Consider the following 14,793-nt stretch of genomic DNA (forward strand, 5'->3'; position numbering starts at 1 on the left):
ATAGGTGACCCTAACGACTTTGAAGATCGATTAGTACTCTCAACGGAAATAATGCTATTTACACGCTTTTATAAGAGCTCGCACTGGTTTCTTATCCTTATTGATCTCAATACTCCATAAGTATTTTCCATCTTCAGGGATGTTTACTGTTGTATTTTTTGCAAAACCACCACGTTTCAGTTCTTTTTCATAGCCTACAACCATCTCTTTACCTGCAGCAGTAAATTGAGGATTCCAACTCATGGTTGCAAACTGTAAGCTTACATTGCCTGCTTTTTCTTCACTCACTACTTGATAGATGCCATTGCCTTTATGAGACATCTGGCGGTTATCCATGTGCATCCACTGGCCGTCAGGGAAAGTACCAATCACAAACAGTGAAGGGCGAATAGGACCACGGTCTTCAACACTTGCTAGATTACAATCGGCAAAAGGACCAGTAGCAAGGTTTTGTGCAACTGCTGGAGCATCTGAAGTGCTTGCACACCCCATTAATGCAGAAGACAAAAGAGCAGTAAGCAGCAGAGTACGTTTCATTATAAATTCCTTATTATTCTAATCTTTAAATAGTCAGATTCATCTTCGTGTCATGGTCGAAAATGTGACTAAAGTAAGTATCAAAGTTCACGTTAAAATATTTACCAATATCATCGGTATTCAAAACTTTATTTCTAACCTTTGAAACAAACAGTTTATGTTCAATATTAAAAATAAGGTTATAGCCATTATTCTGTTTTTGTAACTCAGTAAACTGACCTTCTACGGTATTCAATTTATCGTTATCATCTGCTAGATAAATAAAATCAGGTCGAATACCAAACTTAACTTTTTCGTTAATATAGTTGGATAAGCATTCTTGGTGATGAAACGGGATATTTAATGTGGAGTTATCTCCTAGCTCTAAATACACACCTTCAACACTATCTCTTATATAAGCATCAACAATATTAATTGATTCGTTCATAAAATCATCACTTAATAATATTCATAAATTAAAAACTCTCGCGATAAACCCCTTATTCTTAGGAGGTTCATTACTATTCGATTTCTTGCTTTTATTTGTTAATTTATTAAGTGTGGCTAAATTTTTATAATACGAACGTGCGTCTTTTGCTGGATAGCCAAACAAATCACTATTTTCTGGGAAAGAGTGGCTCACACCTGATTTCGCTTTAACAACCGAGTTCTTGCCTATAGTGAGGTGCCCAGCAGTCCCAGCTTGACCATGTACAATCACGTTATCTTCAAGAATGGTGTGCCCTGCGAAACCCGTTTGAGAAACTAATAAGCAATGCTGCCCAATCTTACAGTCATGACCTATTTGCACTAGGTTATCAATTTTGGTGCCTCGTCCAATCACGGTGTTGCCTAAGGTGCCACGGTCAATAGTGTTGTTACATCCAATTTCAACATCGTCTTGAATAATCACTCGACCAACGCTTTCTACGCGCTCATAGCGTGTTAACTTGCCAGTCATATATTCAAAGCTGTAATTACCTATCGAGTTATTGGAATCGATAGTCACGTTATTACCGATCACGGTCCCTTCTTTGATAACCGTATTGGCATGAATAGCGACATTATTACCTATTGTCACGCCGTTCATGATTTTCACACCGGGCATAAAATGGCAGTTTTCACCTATTTGACAGTGCTTTCCAATATAGACATCTGGAGTTTCAGAGGTATTGCCTTGATCAAATAATTGATACTTATGTACTTTATAAAAGCGCATTAGTTGATTGAGCTTATCGGCATCAAGCTCATCAATGATAATTTTCGTTTTGGCTTGAGTTTCAAGCACGACTTTTGGTCCAACAATGACATCCGCTAAAGTTTCAGAAAGCCCTTTAAGGTCTGACTTAGCGAATACTATCGCTAACCCTCCTTTTTCATCGCTTGATACTGGGCGAATCGTTGATATCTCTATTGATTCATCACCAACTACTTTGCCACCAAGGATTTGAGCAATTTCTGAAACTTTTATCATGATGTTCGACCTACTATTTATTAAAAGCGGTATAAAGCTTGTAAGAAGAGGGTGTTTTGTTCAACCACTTTTTCATCACCTGCATATTGAGCAGCATTCGATGTTTCAGTATCTTTCGCCCATTCATACTCAGCTTTCATTAACCAATCGTCACCTACAGCTTGTTCATAGCCTACTGTCGCTTTACGAATATCTTTGAAGTAATCGTCGTTACTGCCAATTCCATTCGTTTCGTTTTCACCGATACGCGCTCGCACATACATTGTGCCTGCATCATCAAAGCTGTATTGAACAATTGGTTCAGCGTATTTTTCAGTAAAGTCACTGACTTTATTGCCGTTTGCGTCGTTTTCTTTAATTTGGTAGAAAAACTCAACACCCATTTCCCAGTTACCAAAACGCTTATATGGCTTGAAGAGTAAGCTATAACCCTCTTCTTTTATCGTGCCCCACGCACTCTTATCTTCATCATTCAATAAATATTCAAGGTTTGAATAGAAACCAGCACCATATTCATTATTCCAGTAGGTTAGGTATGGTCTAAAACTGTGTTCTGTTGTGGTATGGCGTAATCCATTAACACCTGCCGTGCTATATATCTGGCTTCTTGTATATTCGATGTCATAGACCGCACCAGTCGCCCAGCCACTGCCTATGTTAAAACCTTTGTTCAGTGATAAAAGATGTTTGTAACCATCTTCTGTTTCACTGTATCCCGTTTGTTCTTTCTTACGGTCTTCCAATTTAAACGCATACAGAGCCGACATATTCCACTTAGCATTTTTGTAGAACAAACTTACTACTTCGTGAGTCCTGGTTTTCTCAGTAGATTCAGTCCCCCCCCACTTCGCCCAGTCGGTAGTCGTTTTGTATTCATACTCAACTGATGATCCAACGTGCCCGCCAAACTGCATAGCTTCATCAAAAAAAGTATCTTCAGGTGCAAAGCCTCGGTCGCTTGCTAGTGCAGTGGTGCTAATGAGTAGGGTGTTAGCTATCACTACAGACAATATTGTTCGTTTCACAGTATTTCCTTATTAATCCGGCAATGGAGTTATTTTTTAATAATTCTGGCCACGAATTTTAGTAGTTCACGTTGAACGCCTAATTATTGTTCTGCATTTATTTTTATTTTTCTTCCTATAGAAATGATATATGAGACATTGGTCACCTTTAGCTATGGAAATAATTGACCACCATCACGAATAGTAGGGTTTTCATCAATCTAAGTGTCAAATTGAGCCTAGTTCTTGCTGTCATTCCTTAGCTAACCTGGTTTCATACATAACAAGCCACAATACTATTAAACCTGTAAATATAGTGATTAACATCACAAACACGCTTCTATTCCACTCAATTCGTATTGACATATTTTGGTCGAGACATAACCTAGTAGTATCTTATGAACTACTACTTTGATTGTGCGGTGTGGATATGAAAAAAAATCTATTTACGACAACGTTAATGGCTGCAGCTTTAGTATCAGGATTCGCTTGTGCTGAAGAAATTGTGCCAGAAAGCGGTGCAGAGCTATTAATCTGGACAGATAAATCAACTGTCGATTACATGGAATATGCAGCTAAATCTTTCAACAAAGATTTCGCCCAAGATATTAAGTTCTCATTTAGAGGGCTTGCACCCATCGATTCGGCATCTCGACTTATTCAAGATGGTGGCTCAGCGCGTGTTGCTGACGTTGCCGAGATTGAACATGACCTACTAGGGCGTTTAGTTGTTGCCGGTGGCGCAATGGAAAATCTAGTCTCTGCAGACCGAATCAATAGTACATTCATGCAAAATGCTATCAGTGCGTCACAAGCAGAAGGCGGTAGTTATGGCTTCCCTGTCAGCTTCGCAACAACGGCTCTTTTCTATAACAAAGACCTACTGCCTGAAGCGCCTGAAAACTTTGAGGAACTCATTGAGTTTTCAAAATCCTTCAATAGTAAAAAAGAGCATAAGTACGCCTTACTTTGGGATATCCAAAATTACTATGAGTCACGTATGTTCGTCACACTCTATGGCGCTTATGAATTTGGTAAAAACGGGACGGATGCAAAAGATATTGGCATTGACTCTAAAAAGGCTCAACAAGGTTTAGAGGCAATGAAGAAACTGCGCGTTGCTAATGACTCTAACCCTATTGATATGCGTAACCCGCAAGTTCGCCGTGGTTTATTCAGCGAAGGTAAAGTTGCCGCGATTATCGATGGTCCGTGGGCGATTCAAGGTTATAAAAACTCAGGTATCAACTTTGGAGTTGTGCCTATGCCTAAATTAGAAGGTCAGCAGCCTCGTACTTTCTCAACAGTTAGGCTTGCCGTTGTCTCTTCCTATACTGAATACCCAAGAGCAGCTCAATTATTTGCTGACTACCTCACGACCGACAAAATGCTCAAGAAACGTTACGAAATGGCTCAAGCTATCCCGCCAGTTCAAACCGTTATGGAAGAGATTATCGTCGATGCTGACGAAGCAACTTACGCCATTATCACTCAAGGTTTCTATTCAGACGCTATGCCTTCAGTACCTGAGATGGGGTTCATTTGGTCGCCAATGGCAAGTGCAATTACGGCATTTTGGGTAAATGATAAGTCACCAAAAGACGTATTAGACCGAGCTCGCTCAATTATCGAAGAACAGATCGAACTCCAAGAGTAAAGAGGATCTATGTTGTTATCAGAGACTAAGCCGGCACCACGAGTGCCTGCTGCTCTCCTCATAATGGGGAGCACACAACTCTTAAAAGGTCACTGGGTAAAAGGTGGCGTATTCTTAGCAATGCAGCTAATTACGTTATTGGTTTTCCCTGAGCTACTCTCTTCGCTGAAAGGGTTAGTCACTTTAGGCGACGTAGCTCAAGTGCGTAAAGGCTTTACGATCACCCAAGGCGACAACTCAGTATTTATGCTGGTAGAAGGTGTGATCGCCCTACTCTATAGCTTCTTATTCATTTGCTTATATTTAGCCAACGTTAAAGATGCAAAAGAAACCCAAAGAACCAACCTGACTTTACGTGAACAGATCAAAGATATTTACGACCAAAAGTTCGCATTTATCATGCTGTCCCCTGCTTTTGTAGCCAGTATTGCTTTCATCATAATGCCGATCATCATTACTGTGATGGTGTCATTTACTAACTATTCGGCGCCTCATCATATTCCACCAAGGAATCTGGTTGATTGGGTTGGTTTTAAGAATTTCTTTGCCTTATTTGAGCTTAAAATTTGGTCAAGCACCTTCTTTGGCGTGGCATCTTGGACAGTGATGTGGGCATTTTTTGCCACTATCTGTACTTGCGGTTTTGGATTTTTGCTGGCGCTTGCATTGCAAAACAAAAACATCAAAGCAAAGAAAGCGTGGCGTTTTGTTTTCATTCTTCCTTATGCCATTCCAGCCTTTGTGACCTTGTTGATGTTCCGCCTACTTTTGAATGGTATAGGTCCAGTTAACGCGGTATTGAATTCTTGGGGACTAGATTCTGTTGCTTTCTTATCTGACCCATTTACCGCAAAAATCACGGTTATTGCAGTCAGTGTTTGGGTCGGCGCACCTTACTTCATGCTACTTATCGCGGGTGCATTGACGAACATTCCCGAAGACCTTTACGAAGCCAGTGAAGTGGATGGAGCCAATAAACTCCAGCAGTTCTGGGAAATAACTTTGCCTATGGTATTACACCAAGTGGCGCCATCTCTAGTGATGACCTTTGCCCATAACTTCAATAATTTCGGTGCAATTTTCCTATTAACCGAAGGTGGTCCAATAAACCCTGAATATCGATTTGCTGGTCACACCGACATCTTGATCACTTGGATCTACAAACTGACATTAGATTTCCAGCAGTACCAAATTGCTTCTGTTATCTCAATTGTTATCTTCTTATTCTTGTCTGGTATTGCTATTTGGCAGTTCCGCCGCATGAATTCCTTTAAAGACGATGTAGGTATGTAACATGGATAAGTTTATTGGAAAAATCGGTACAGCTATCGTTTACCTCTTCCTAATAACCAATGCGTTGTTAGTACTTGGACCGGTAATTTGGACCGTTATGGCGTCATTTAAAGCGGGTAATAACTTATTTAGCTCATCGTTTACAGGGATGGAGTTTACTCTTGACCATTACCGAGCACTTTTTACCGACACGCCATATTTTGAGTGGTACAAAAATACGTTCTTCCTAGCAACCGCCAATATGGTCATTTCACTGATCGTGGTAACCATTTCAGCGTTTGTATTCTCACGTTACCGCTTCAAGGGTAAACGGAACGTAATGATGAGTATTTTAGTGTTGCAAATGTTCCCTGCGTTTCTATCAATGACCGCTATTTACATTTTATTGTCCAAAATGGGCTTAATTGATACTTACGCTGGCTTACTGTTTGTTTACGTCACCGGCTCCCTTCCCTTCATGATTTGGCTTGTGAAAGGTTACTTCGACGCTATCCCAACATCATTAGATGAAGCGGCCAAAATTGATGGCGCTGGTCATATGACGATTTTCTTAGAAATCATTTTACCACTAGCCAAACCTATCCTTGTCTTTGTCGGCTTAGTTTCATTTACAGGGCCATGGATGGATTTCATTTTGCCAACGCTAATCTTGCGTAGTGAAGAAAAAATGACTCTCGCAATTGGTATCTTCAGTTGGATTTCATCGAACTCCGCTGAGAATTTCACCTTATTTGCCGCAGGTTCTTTGTTGGTAGCCGTCCCCATCACGTTGCTATTCGTTGCAACACAAAAACACATCACCACTGGTCTCGTCAGCGGTGCAGTAAAAGAATAACGCTAGGAATACAGCATGATTACAAGAAGTTCACTTACACACTCGGCAAAGAGTGCGGACAGTTACGCCTATGATAATGAAACACTGCACCTTCGATTACGTAGTGCAAAAGGTGAAATTGAACGTGTATCCCTGTGGATAGGCGACCCTTACCATTGGGCTGAAGGCGGTCTTGATGGTGGTAATTTAGGAGGAAGCGATGCCCACGGTTGGGTAGGTGGTAACGAAGTAGCAATGATTCACGAAGGTGAAACTGAGCACCACGACCATTGGTTTGCTGAGTTTAAGCCACCAAAACGCCGTAGCCGTTACGGATTTATTTTATACGGTAAAGAGGGAGAAAAGATTCTTTTCGGTGAAAAACGATGCGCTGATTTATCTGAACCTAAAAAAGCAGAAACAGAACTCAGTAATTTGAGTAACTTTTATTGTTTCCCATACATCAACCCACGCGATGTATTGAAAACACCAAATTGGGTGAAAGATACCATTTGGTACCAGATTTTCCCTGAACGATTTGCAAATGGTCGACCTGACATATCACCTATCAATGTCCAACCTTGGGGAACCGAGCCTAAATCGGATAACTTTATGGGTGGAGATTTGTGGGGCGTAATTGAAAAACTCGATTACTTACAAGATCTGGGCGTAAATGGCTTATATCTGTGCCCTATCTTTACTGCTAATGCCAATCACAAATATGACACGGTTGATTACTATAATGTCGACCCACACTTTGGCGGTAATGAAGCGTTCAGAGCACTGGTAACAGAAGCCCACCAGCGCGGCATGAAAGTCATGTTAGATGCTGTATTTAACCATATTGGCACTCAATCTCCTTTATGGCTGGACGTTGTTGAAAAAGGAGCGGAATCTCAATACGCCGATTGGTTCTGGATTAATAAATTCCCAGTTTATCCTGATACGCCCAAAGATGAATGGGACTTCTGGAACCTCAACTACGAAACCTTCGGCAACGTCGTTGAAATGCCAAAGTTAAATACTGAAAACGAAGAATGCCGATCGTATCTTTTAGATGTAGCCCGTCACTGGGTAGAAGAATTCAATATCGATGGCTGGCGTTTAGACGTGGCCAATGAAGTTGACCACGCCTTCTGGCGAGACTTCCGAAAAGTCGTCAAAGGAGTCAACCCAGATTGCTACATTCTTGGTGAGATTTGGCATGAAGGCATGCCTTGGCTGCGTGGTGATCAATACGATTCATTGATGAACTACCCACTAACCCAAGCCATTACCGACTACTTTGCGCTCTCTGCGTTTGATAAGCATAGCTTTATTAATGCTGTAAATACCTCGTACATGGCATACCCAAGAAACGTTAATGAAGCGATGTTTAACTTGCTTGATAGCCATGACACTACACGCATCCTTTCTCTATGCCAAGGCGATACACGTAAAGCAAAACTCGCGTATTTATTCATGTTCACTCAAGTAGGTGCACCTTGTATTTATTACGGTGGCGAAATTGGTATGGATGGCGGCCGTAGTATGGGCAGTGAGAATAATCGTAAATGCATGGAGTGGAATGTGGATAATCACGACTTAGACTTTAAGGCTTTCATCAAAGAAATGATCGCTTTACGTAAGGCTAATCCCGATTTAAACCAACCAAACCTAGACTGGGTATCTGTAAACGATGCTGACTGTATTGCTTATCGCCGAGCTGAGCACTTATTTGTTCTCAATAATAGCGAACACGACAAGCAAATTGAGCTAGAAGGACGTTCAATCTCAATCAAAGCATTTGGCTACCTTATCGAGAAAGTTCAATAACTTGATGAACACTGCGATTGTTATGGGAATCTCTATTGATTCCCTACTTACTCACTCAATAATAAGCACTTCTTTTGGTAAAGAGGTGTATCGAACAGTGCAGAAAACGGCAGAAGATAAACAAAGCCTATTTAAAAATCTCGCTGAACTGATCACTCAAGTTAGCTGGCGATATGGGCAAGTCGCCGCAATAGGTATCAGTGCTTCTGAATATTACTCTTCAGAGTATCTACCCGCAGAGCGTGACGGCTCTCAAGACGACCATTTACCCCTAGCACAATTGGCTATTGATTTAACAAACCGTTTTAACTGTGATTGCATACTCGTCAACCACTCGCAAAGTGCCATCATGACGGAGTTCCAACACTCAAAAAACCTTACCAATGAGACGGTATTAAGTGCCACCATTGGTGATAGCTGCGGGATCAGTTTCTACAATAAAATGAAGAATGTTCATCACTCACTATGCGCTAATTGGGCTCATTCAACATTGCCCAACTTTCAGTGGCTCGTTGATGGCTTAACACCAATCTGTCGCTGCGGAAATGAAACATGCATCGAACAGTTTGTCTCCGAACAAGGCATTGAACGTCAGTACCACCAAGTCGTATTGCGTGACCGAACTCTTTCACAAATCTTTGATGGTGTTGATGAAATAGACACACATTCAACCCGAATCTATCGAACTTTTGTTGACCAACTGGCTCGTAGTTTAATTAAGCCCATCCAGTCTTTACGCCCTAGTCAGTTAATTTTATCTGGGTCCGCAAGCGCCTATCCTTCTTTACGTAACGATTTGAAAGTCGCGCTCTATCGCAACAACGTCGCGAGTGACTTACCCGTAATCACTCAGCTACCGCAAGATGAATTCCTTTTTGCATACGGCGCTTCTCTCATCGCAATAAAAAATAACAACAATCATTTACGCTCATAGTTGCAGGAATGGTAACCTTAGCAGGAAGAAAACATTGAACAGTTTCAGAGGACAACCCGTGTCAGAGCTAGTGACCAAATTGATGGATTTTGGATTTACCAAAACCGATGCACTTGTTTACATTAATTTGCTGAAAAATGGCCGCTCCAGCGGATATAAAATAGCGAAAGAGATCTCTATTTCGCGATCTTCTGTCTACTCATCGATAGATAACCTCTACACCAATGGCTATATCTTTCTGTCCGATGGGGACACAAAAGAGTATGAAGCCAAATCACCCGATTTAATTTTTAGCCAAATTGAGAAGAAGACTGTAGAGAACATTAATATCCTCAAAACAGAACTTTCAAAGATGATGCTGCAAGAGGAAAAAGAATTCGTCTATAACCTCACAGGCTCTGAGAATTTACTGCAAAAAGCCAAAGAAATTATTAATCAGGCTAACCTTGAGGTTTACCTCAACACTGATTTTAATTTAGAGCTTTTTTCAAAAGAATTATGTGATGCAGTAGAGCGTGGCGTCAGAGTTATCGGTTTCTCATTCAATAAAATGGCGAAACCACATGAAAAGATAGAATTATACTCACGCTCTGAAACGGAAGAGACAGAATACCCTTCACATCGCTTTATGTGTGTGGCAGATATGAAGCTAGCCTTGATGTTTTCTCATCGTGAAGAAACTGTGGGTTTGTATGCGAATAACCGGCTGATCGTTAAGATGATTGCAGAGCATATTCATAGTGATATCTACCTAACTGAATATGAACGTTTAGAGCCTGAAAAACGCGTGCGTGTGAACACAATTCATGAACAGCACAATTCCATGGTGCTAGATGAGCTTAAGAAACATTAATGGTCACATTTAACAATCCGCTGAAAAATCAGCGGATTTTCTTTTTCTTCCATCTATGGTTTGACTAACAATTTATTCTTTGCTGGAAAAATCATTGATGAACACTGATCTCTGGTGTTTTGATAATTAACCAGATGAGAAAAGGTAACTGCGAAGTGAAGACTGGCTGAACAACGAACTTATAAAATATCGAAAACACCCCCCAGCAGATTAAGATACATTTAGGCTCACTGCCGCCTCTAACAGCTGTAAATGAATAGGTACTAAGTCTTCATGTTGCGTTCGGTACCCTCCACCAACTACGCATCCAATCGGAATCCCTTTCTCTTTTGCTAATGCCAACATGAATAAATCACGCTTATAAATACCTTCAGTCGTAATATTTAAGTAGCCAAGTTCATCTTCAATATGAATATCGACCCCCGCATCATAAATAATCAGATCAGGTTGATGATGTGCAATCGCCATTTTTGTCACTTGTTCAAAGCAGTTTAGGAACTCTTCGTCACCCGTATCTCTGGCTAAAGGAACGTCAAAATCAGAACTTGGCTTTCTAGCAGGAAAATTCTTATCACAATGAAATGACACTGAAATCACGTTAGAATCGTTAGCACATAATGTAGCGGTGCCATCTCCATGATGAACATCACTATCAATAATCAGCACTTTATCTATACCATCAAATTCTAGAGCGTGTTTCGCAGCAAGAACCAAATCGTTAACTAAACAGAAACCACTACCAAAATCATAATGTGCGTGGTGATACCCTCCGCTCAAATGGATAGCCAGTCCATGTTCAATCGCCAGTTCTGCCGTTAAACACGTTCCCCCTCCAGATAGTAATGTCCGTTCAATTAACTGCTCACTCCAAGGGAAACCAATCCGCCTCATTTTAGCTGCTGGCATAGATCCTTGAACCAATAGGTCAATGTAATCAGGGCAATGAACTTGTTTAACCTGTTTAACATCAAGCTTCTCTGGTACCACAAAATTGAACACACCCGACCACGAAGACAGTGTCTCGATTTGCTGTATTGCAGCTTCATAGAGCAACCTGTACTTATCTATTGGATATCTGTGCCCGTCAGGCAATGGAAGTTGAGAGTAGAACGGATGATAAATAAGAGGGATCATACAAGGTACCAAATCTGAGATACTAAAATGGTATCAGGATAAAGCTTGGATTCAACTTAATTAAATGATAATAATTATCAATCAATATAATTATTTGGATTTTTATGAATCTTAACTACTCATTCTTCTTAGGTATACTTGCAGGTACCTTAGCGGCACTCGGTGCTTTTATAAGCTTTATGATGTTAAGTTGGCTGGCTATCGATTTTCTGATATCGGTGAACAATGTAGCTTAAATGTTGGGTATGAGAATTCAGTGTATAAAAGTTAAGTGTATTAGCCAGATCTTGAATCGACTTGATAAACTTCGCTACACTTAACATATGCCGACCACTCGCAAGCCACTATCTTCGTTATTTCTATCCCTGATCTTCGTCTTGATATCAGGGTGCAAACAAGCATCTCCTGGCGATGTTTTTAACGACTACCACGAACGTATCGCTCGTGTTCAAGATGTAAGTCAGCTAACTCGTGAATTCGAAGCTTCACCCTTGCCACGTAAACGTGAGCTCTTCATTAGCCCTCCTGAAATATCGATAAGCCTGTTAGACAGTTACCAACTGCGCCAGTGTGGTCTATTTAATCTCATAGCAGAAAGAAACTCGGTACTTGGAAAAGTCGCCGATGAGTTTCGTAATTTTGACTACCAAGTCGCTTTAATTGAGGGTTTAGAGTCGTGCTTAGCAACCAACAACGTCACCAAGTTAGATGATAGCGTCGTTCAGCAGCTCGTTGAAATTAAGAAAAAGAAAGATGCTCAGCTTAAAATACACAAATGGAACCTGCTGTATACAAGCCAAGCAATGCAAAGTCAGCTTAGATTTAAAGGTTGGATAAATGAAGATGTTGATGTTCGGGTAGGACAAGTCAGCGATGCACTTACTTTTCTCAATAGCGCTATACACACACCATCAACCCAAACCAAAACTGTAGACGTACAAGAGGTTTTGGAAAGAAACCCTATTATAGGGGATTTGAATTACTCTTTAGCCAATGCAGCATTTCAGCTGGCTTTAATCACGACCCAACTAGAACAAAATGACCATAAGATCACTTGTGGAAAACAGCGTGACCAAACCCAATTTCGATATCTAAATAACGTATTTGAACAGCAATACATAGAAAAAGTGCAACCCTATATGGCTCACCTTGATAGCTATTACCAAACACTTTCTCCAAGCCTAACCCTTTTCTCTCAGACGCTTTCAATCCATCAATATCATTTCCCGATTAGATATAACCACCAGAGGTTTAGGCTAGCCATATTAGATCACGTAAAATATTGGCAGCAGCTTTTCCAACGTTGCGGTAAAAAGCTAGGCTAGCCTTTGGTCGATTTTCTTGCAGTTGTTTTTTTACGTGTTCCACCTTTTCTACGCTTGAAGGCGGGTCTTTCCACTTTAGGTAAATGACGCAATGATTCCGGCACTTCGCCCGTTTTGACTAGCGCCATCAAACCATCGACCTTTCCTTCAAGCGCCTGCATAAATGGCTGGTAGGCTTGATTTCGTTCAGCCATGCCTTGCAGTTGATGCTCCCAGTGAGCGGTCATATCTGGGTATGTTGAATCAGTCGGCAATGCATTAATTAGCCCTCGACCTGCAGGGCTACTATGGATACTTTTTCCTTGACGAGTTAGGAGTTGCCTCTTAAATAAAGTATCCAAAATCCCTGCTCGTGTTGCTTCCGTGCCTAAGCCATCGGTCTCTTTTAGTATTGCTTTAAGATCTTTATCTGCAACAAATCTAGCAATACCAGTCATTGCTTGTAATAAAGTCGCTTCAGTAAAATGCTTCGGTGGTTCTGTTTTTTTATCGCTGATTAACCCTTCACGGCAAGTTAGCACTGTCCCTTTCGCTAGAGGTGGAACCGTATCAACTCCTTCTTCTTTCTCCGCTGTATCACTTTTACCCATAAGCACTTTCCAGCCAGGGCTTACAAGCTGGCGTCCTTTTGCAGTAAAAACACCACCAGCAATATCAAAGACTAACTTCGCATCAGCAAAAACCGCATGTGGGTAGAATTGCATTAAATACTGCCTAGCAATTTGTTGGTAAATTTTCATTTCATTCGCTGACAAGCCATTAACCGATGATTTTTTAGGCGTAGGGATAATCGCATGGTGCGCATCGACTTTACTGTCATTCCAAGCTTTCGATTTAAGAGATAAGTCAGCCCCTTGAGCACCACTGGACAGCTCTTTAGCGTTATTCGCAATAGCGTCAACAACAGATTCTCTTTGAGAGTAATGATCTTTAGGGAGATAGCGACTGTCTGAACGCGGATAAGTAATGAGTTTGTGTTTCTCATATAAAGACTGACAGGTATCTAAGACTTGCTGCGCACTCATACCAAAACGCTTGGCAGCATCAATTTGTAAAGCAGATAAAGAATAAGGTAAAGGAGCAGATTGTTTGGTTTGTTTTTGCTCAGACTCAAAAACGGTCGCAGGTTGATTCGCAATGCGATTAGCCGCATTTTCAACCAATTTACGATTAAGCACGCGCCCTTCTTCATCTTGCCAAGGTTTGCATGCCTCGCTTGGTTTCCAGCGAGCTCGAATATCAAATGACTGACCGCTTTGGCCACCATCCGTTGGTTGGTATGGAATTAGTGCATGCAAAGTGAAGTAGTCTTTCGAAACAAAGTTTTCTATTTCTTCATCTCTGCGAACCACCAAACCTAACACTGGCGTTTGCACTCGACCTACCGACAACACACCTTGGTAACCCGCTTTTTGACCTAATAAGGTATAGGCGCGCGTCATATTCATTCCGTATAACCAATCCGCACGAGAGCGTGCAAGAGCGGAGATAGAAAGTGGGATAAATTCTCGGTTACTGCGCATTTGATTTAATGCTCGTTTAACCGCGGGTAAGTTTAAGTCGCTGACAAGCAAACGCTGCATCGCTTCTTTTTTGGTTTTAGAAACCTTGCAGTAATCAATGACTTCATCTACGAGCAATTGCCCTTCTCTATCAGGATCGCCAGCATGAACAATTTGAGTGGCTTCTTTGAGTAGCTTTCTGATTACTGTGAGCTGTTTACTGGATGTTTTTCTTGGACGAAGCTGCCATTGCTCCGGAACAATCGGTAAATCGGCTAAGTTCCACTTTTTATAGCGTTCATCATAACTATCGGGTTCAACTTGCTCTAATAAGTGACCAATACACCACGTAACGATATCGCCATTACCACAACGAATAAAACCTTGGTCTTTCTTTTGTGGGTTAGGTAATGCTGCCGCAATTGCACGCCCTAAGCTTGGTTTTTCGGCGATGATAAGACGAGACATAGTT

General features: G+C 41.1%; 13 protein-coding genes. 7 read left to right on the forward strand and 6 right to left on the reverse strand.

Annotated elements, in window-relative coordinates; all coding sequences use genetic code 11:
• Nucleotides 1-54 precede the first annotated feature (54 nt).
• From OCU78_RS09860 to OCU78_RS09875, 4 genes are read right to left on the reverse strand one after another with little or no spacing between them, the layout of a single operon-like run.
• Entirely contained in the window at nucleotides 55-537 is a 483-nt protein-coding gene (locus OCU78_RS09860; RefSeq protein ID WP_137374664.1) for a glycosidase, read from the reverse strand.
• Nucleotides 538-562: 25 nt separating this feature from the next.
• Nucleotides 563-964 (reverse strand): hypothetical protein, encoded by a 402-nt coding sequence (locus tag OCU78_RS09865; protein WP_137374665.1) that lies wholly within the window; start codon nucleotides 962-964, stop codon nucleotides 563-565.
• Between the two features lie 21 nt (nucleotides 965-985).
• Nucleotides 986-1,990: a UDP-3-O-(3-hydroxymyristoyl)glucosamine N-acyltransferase gene (gene lpxD / locus OCU78_RS09870; protein ID WP_137374666.1), complete on the reverse strand. Its 1,005-nt coding sequence runs from the start codon at nucleotides 1,988-1,990 to the stop codon at nucleotides 986-988.
• A 20-nt stretch (nucleotides 1,991-2,010) separates the two neighbouring features.
• On the reverse strand, nucleotides 2,011-3,015 hold the full coding sequence (locus tag OCU78_RS09875) for a hypothetical protein (RefSeq protein WP_004734074.1): 1,005 nt from the start codon (nucleotides 3,013-3,015) through the stop codon (nucleotides 2,011-2,013).
• A 409-nt stretch (nucleotides 3,016-3,424) separates the two neighbouring features.
• Here OCU78_RS09875 and OCU78_RS09880 point away from each other — a divergent pair, with 409 nt between their 5' ends.
• The 6 genes from OCU78_RS09880 to OCU78_RS09905 are packed head-to-tail and all read left to right on the forward strand — an operon-like array spanning nucleotide 3,425 to nucleotide 10,360.
• Nucleotides 3,425-4,651: a sugar ABC transporter substrate-binding protein gene (locus OCU78_RS09880; RefSeq protein ID WP_137374667.1), complete on the forward strand. Its 1,227-nt coding sequence runs from the start codon at nucleotides 3,425-3,427 to the stop codon at nucleotides 4,649-4,651.
• A 9-nt stretch (nucleotides 4,652-4,660) separates the two neighbouring features.
• Nucleotides 4,661-5,944 (forward strand): carbohydrate ABC transporter permease, encoded by a 1,284-nt coding sequence (locus OCU78_RS09885; protein ID WP_004734076.1) that lies wholly within the window; start codon nucleotides 4,661-4,663, stop codon nucleotides 5,942-5,944.
• Nucleotide 5,945: 1 nt separating this feature from the next.
• Nucleotides 5,946-6,779 (forward strand): sugar ABC transporter permease, encoded by an 834-nt coding sequence (locus OCU78_RS09890; RefSeq protein WP_137374668.1) that lies wholly within the window; start codon nucleotides 5,946-5,948, stop codon nucleotides 6,777-6,779.
• Nucleotides 6,780-6,794: 15 nt separating this feature from the next.
• The gene (locus OCU78_RS09895) at nucleotides 6,795-8,573 is read left to right on the forward strand and encodes a glycoside hydrolase family 13 protein (RefSeq protein ID WP_137374669.1); all 1,779 of its coding nucleotides are present in this window, start codon (nucleotides 6,795-6,797) and stop codon (nucleotides 8,571-8,573) included.
• 4 nt (nucleotides 8,574-8,577) lie between these two features.
• Nucleotides 8,578-9,507 (forward strand): ROK family protein, encoded by a 930-nt coding sequence (locus tag OCU78_RS09900; RefSeq protein WP_137374670.1) that lies wholly within the window; start codon nucleotides 8,578-8,580, stop codon nucleotides 9,505-9,507.
• Nucleotides 9,508-9,565: 58 nt separating this feature from the next.
• Nucleotides 9,566-10,360 (forward strand): TrmB family transcriptional regulator, encoded by a 795-nt coding sequence (locus tag OCU78_RS09905; RefSeq protein WP_137374671.1) that lies wholly within the window; start codon nucleotides 9,566-9,568, stop codon nucleotides 10,358-10,360.
• Between the two features lie 210 nt (nucleotides 10,361-10,570).
• On the opposite strand, the gene OCU78_RS09910 is transcribed toward OCU78_RS09905, so the two are convergent.
• Entirely contained in the window at nucleotides 10,571-11,494 is a 924-nt protein-coding gene (locus tag OCU78_RS09910) for a histone deacetylase family protein (protein ID WP_137374672.1), read from the reverse strand.
• A 323-nt stretch (nucleotides 11,495-11,817) separates the two neighbouring features.
• Here OCU78_RS09910 and OCU78_RS09915 point away from each other — a divergent pair, with 323 nt between their 5' ends.
• Nucleotides 11,818-12,819: a DUF3080 domain-containing protein gene (locus tag OCU78_RS09915; protein WP_137374673.1), complete on the forward strand. Its 1,002-nt coding sequence runs from the start codon at nucleotides 11,818-11,820 to the stop codon at nucleotides 12,817-12,819.
• Here the strand turns inward: OCU78_RS09915 and OCU78_RS09920 are convergent.
• Nucleotides 12,816-14,789 (reverse strand): DNA topoisomerase III, encoded by a 1,974-nt coding sequence (locus tag OCU78_RS09920; RefSeq protein ID WP_137374674.1) that lies wholly within the window; start codon nucleotides 14,787-14,789, stop codon nucleotides 12,816-12,818. The two genes, OCU78_RS09915 and OCU78_RS09920, sit on opposite strands and share 4 nt — an antisense overlap.
• Nucleotides 14,790-14,793 lie beyond the last annotated feature (4 nt).

Origin of the sequence: Vibrio gallaecicus, from assembly GCF_024347495.1 — a bacterium.
In the GTDB taxonomy this organism is placed as follows: Bacteria; Pseudomonadota; Gammaproteobacteria; order Enterobacterales; family Vibrionaceae; genus Vibrio; species Vibrio gallaecicus.

What these genes read in the sequence shown, in the direction of transcription:
- OCU78_RS09890 (WP_137374668.1), top strand. Translation starts at nt 5,946, where the DNA reads ATGGATAAGTTTATTGGAAAAATCGGTACAGCTATCGTTTACCTCTTC.
- OCU78_RS09895 (WP_137374669.1), top strand. Translation starts at nt 6,795, where the DNA reads ATGATTACAAGAAGTTCACTTACACACTCGGCAAAGAGTGCGGACAGT.
- OCU78_RS09920 (WP_137374674.1), bottom strand. Translation starts at nt 14,789, where the DNA reads ATGTCTCGTCTTATCATCGCCGAAAAACCAAGCTTAGGGCGTGCAATT.
- OCU78_RS09860 (WP_137374664.1), bottom strand. Translation starts at nt 537, where the DNA reads ATGAAACGTACTCTGCTGCTTACTGCTCTTTTGTCTTCTGCATTAATG.
- OCU78_RS09915 (WP_137374673.1), top strand. Translation starts at nt 11,818, where the DNA reads ATGCCGACCACTCGCAAGCCACTATCTTCGTTATTTCTATCCCTGATC.
- OCU78_RS09910 (WP_137374672.1), bottom strand. Translation starts at nt 11,494, where the DNA reads ATGATCCCTCTTATTTATCATCCGTTCTACTCTCAACTTCCATTGCCT.
- OCU78_RS09885 (WP_004734076.1), top strand. Translation starts at nt 4,661, where the DNA reads ATGTTGTTATCAGAGACTAAGCCGGCACCACGAGTGCCTGCTGCTCTC.
- OCU78_RS09865 (WP_137374665.1), bottom strand. Translation starts at nt 964, where the DNA reads ATGAACGAATCAATTAATATTGTTGATGCTTATATAAGAGATAGTGTT.
- OCU78_RS09880 (WP_137374667.1), top strand. Translation starts at nt 3,425, where the DNA reads ATGAAAAAAAATCTATTTACGACAACGTTAATGGCTGCAGCTTTAGTA.
- lpxD (WP_137374666.1), bottom strand. Translation starts at nt 1,990, where the DNA reads ATGATAAAAGTTTCAGAAATTGCTCAAATCCTTGGTGGCAAAGTAGTT.
- OCU78_RS09900 (WP_137374670.1), top strand. Translation starts at nt 8,578, where the DNA reads ATGAACACTGCGATTGTTATGGGAATCTCTATTGATTCCCTACTTACT.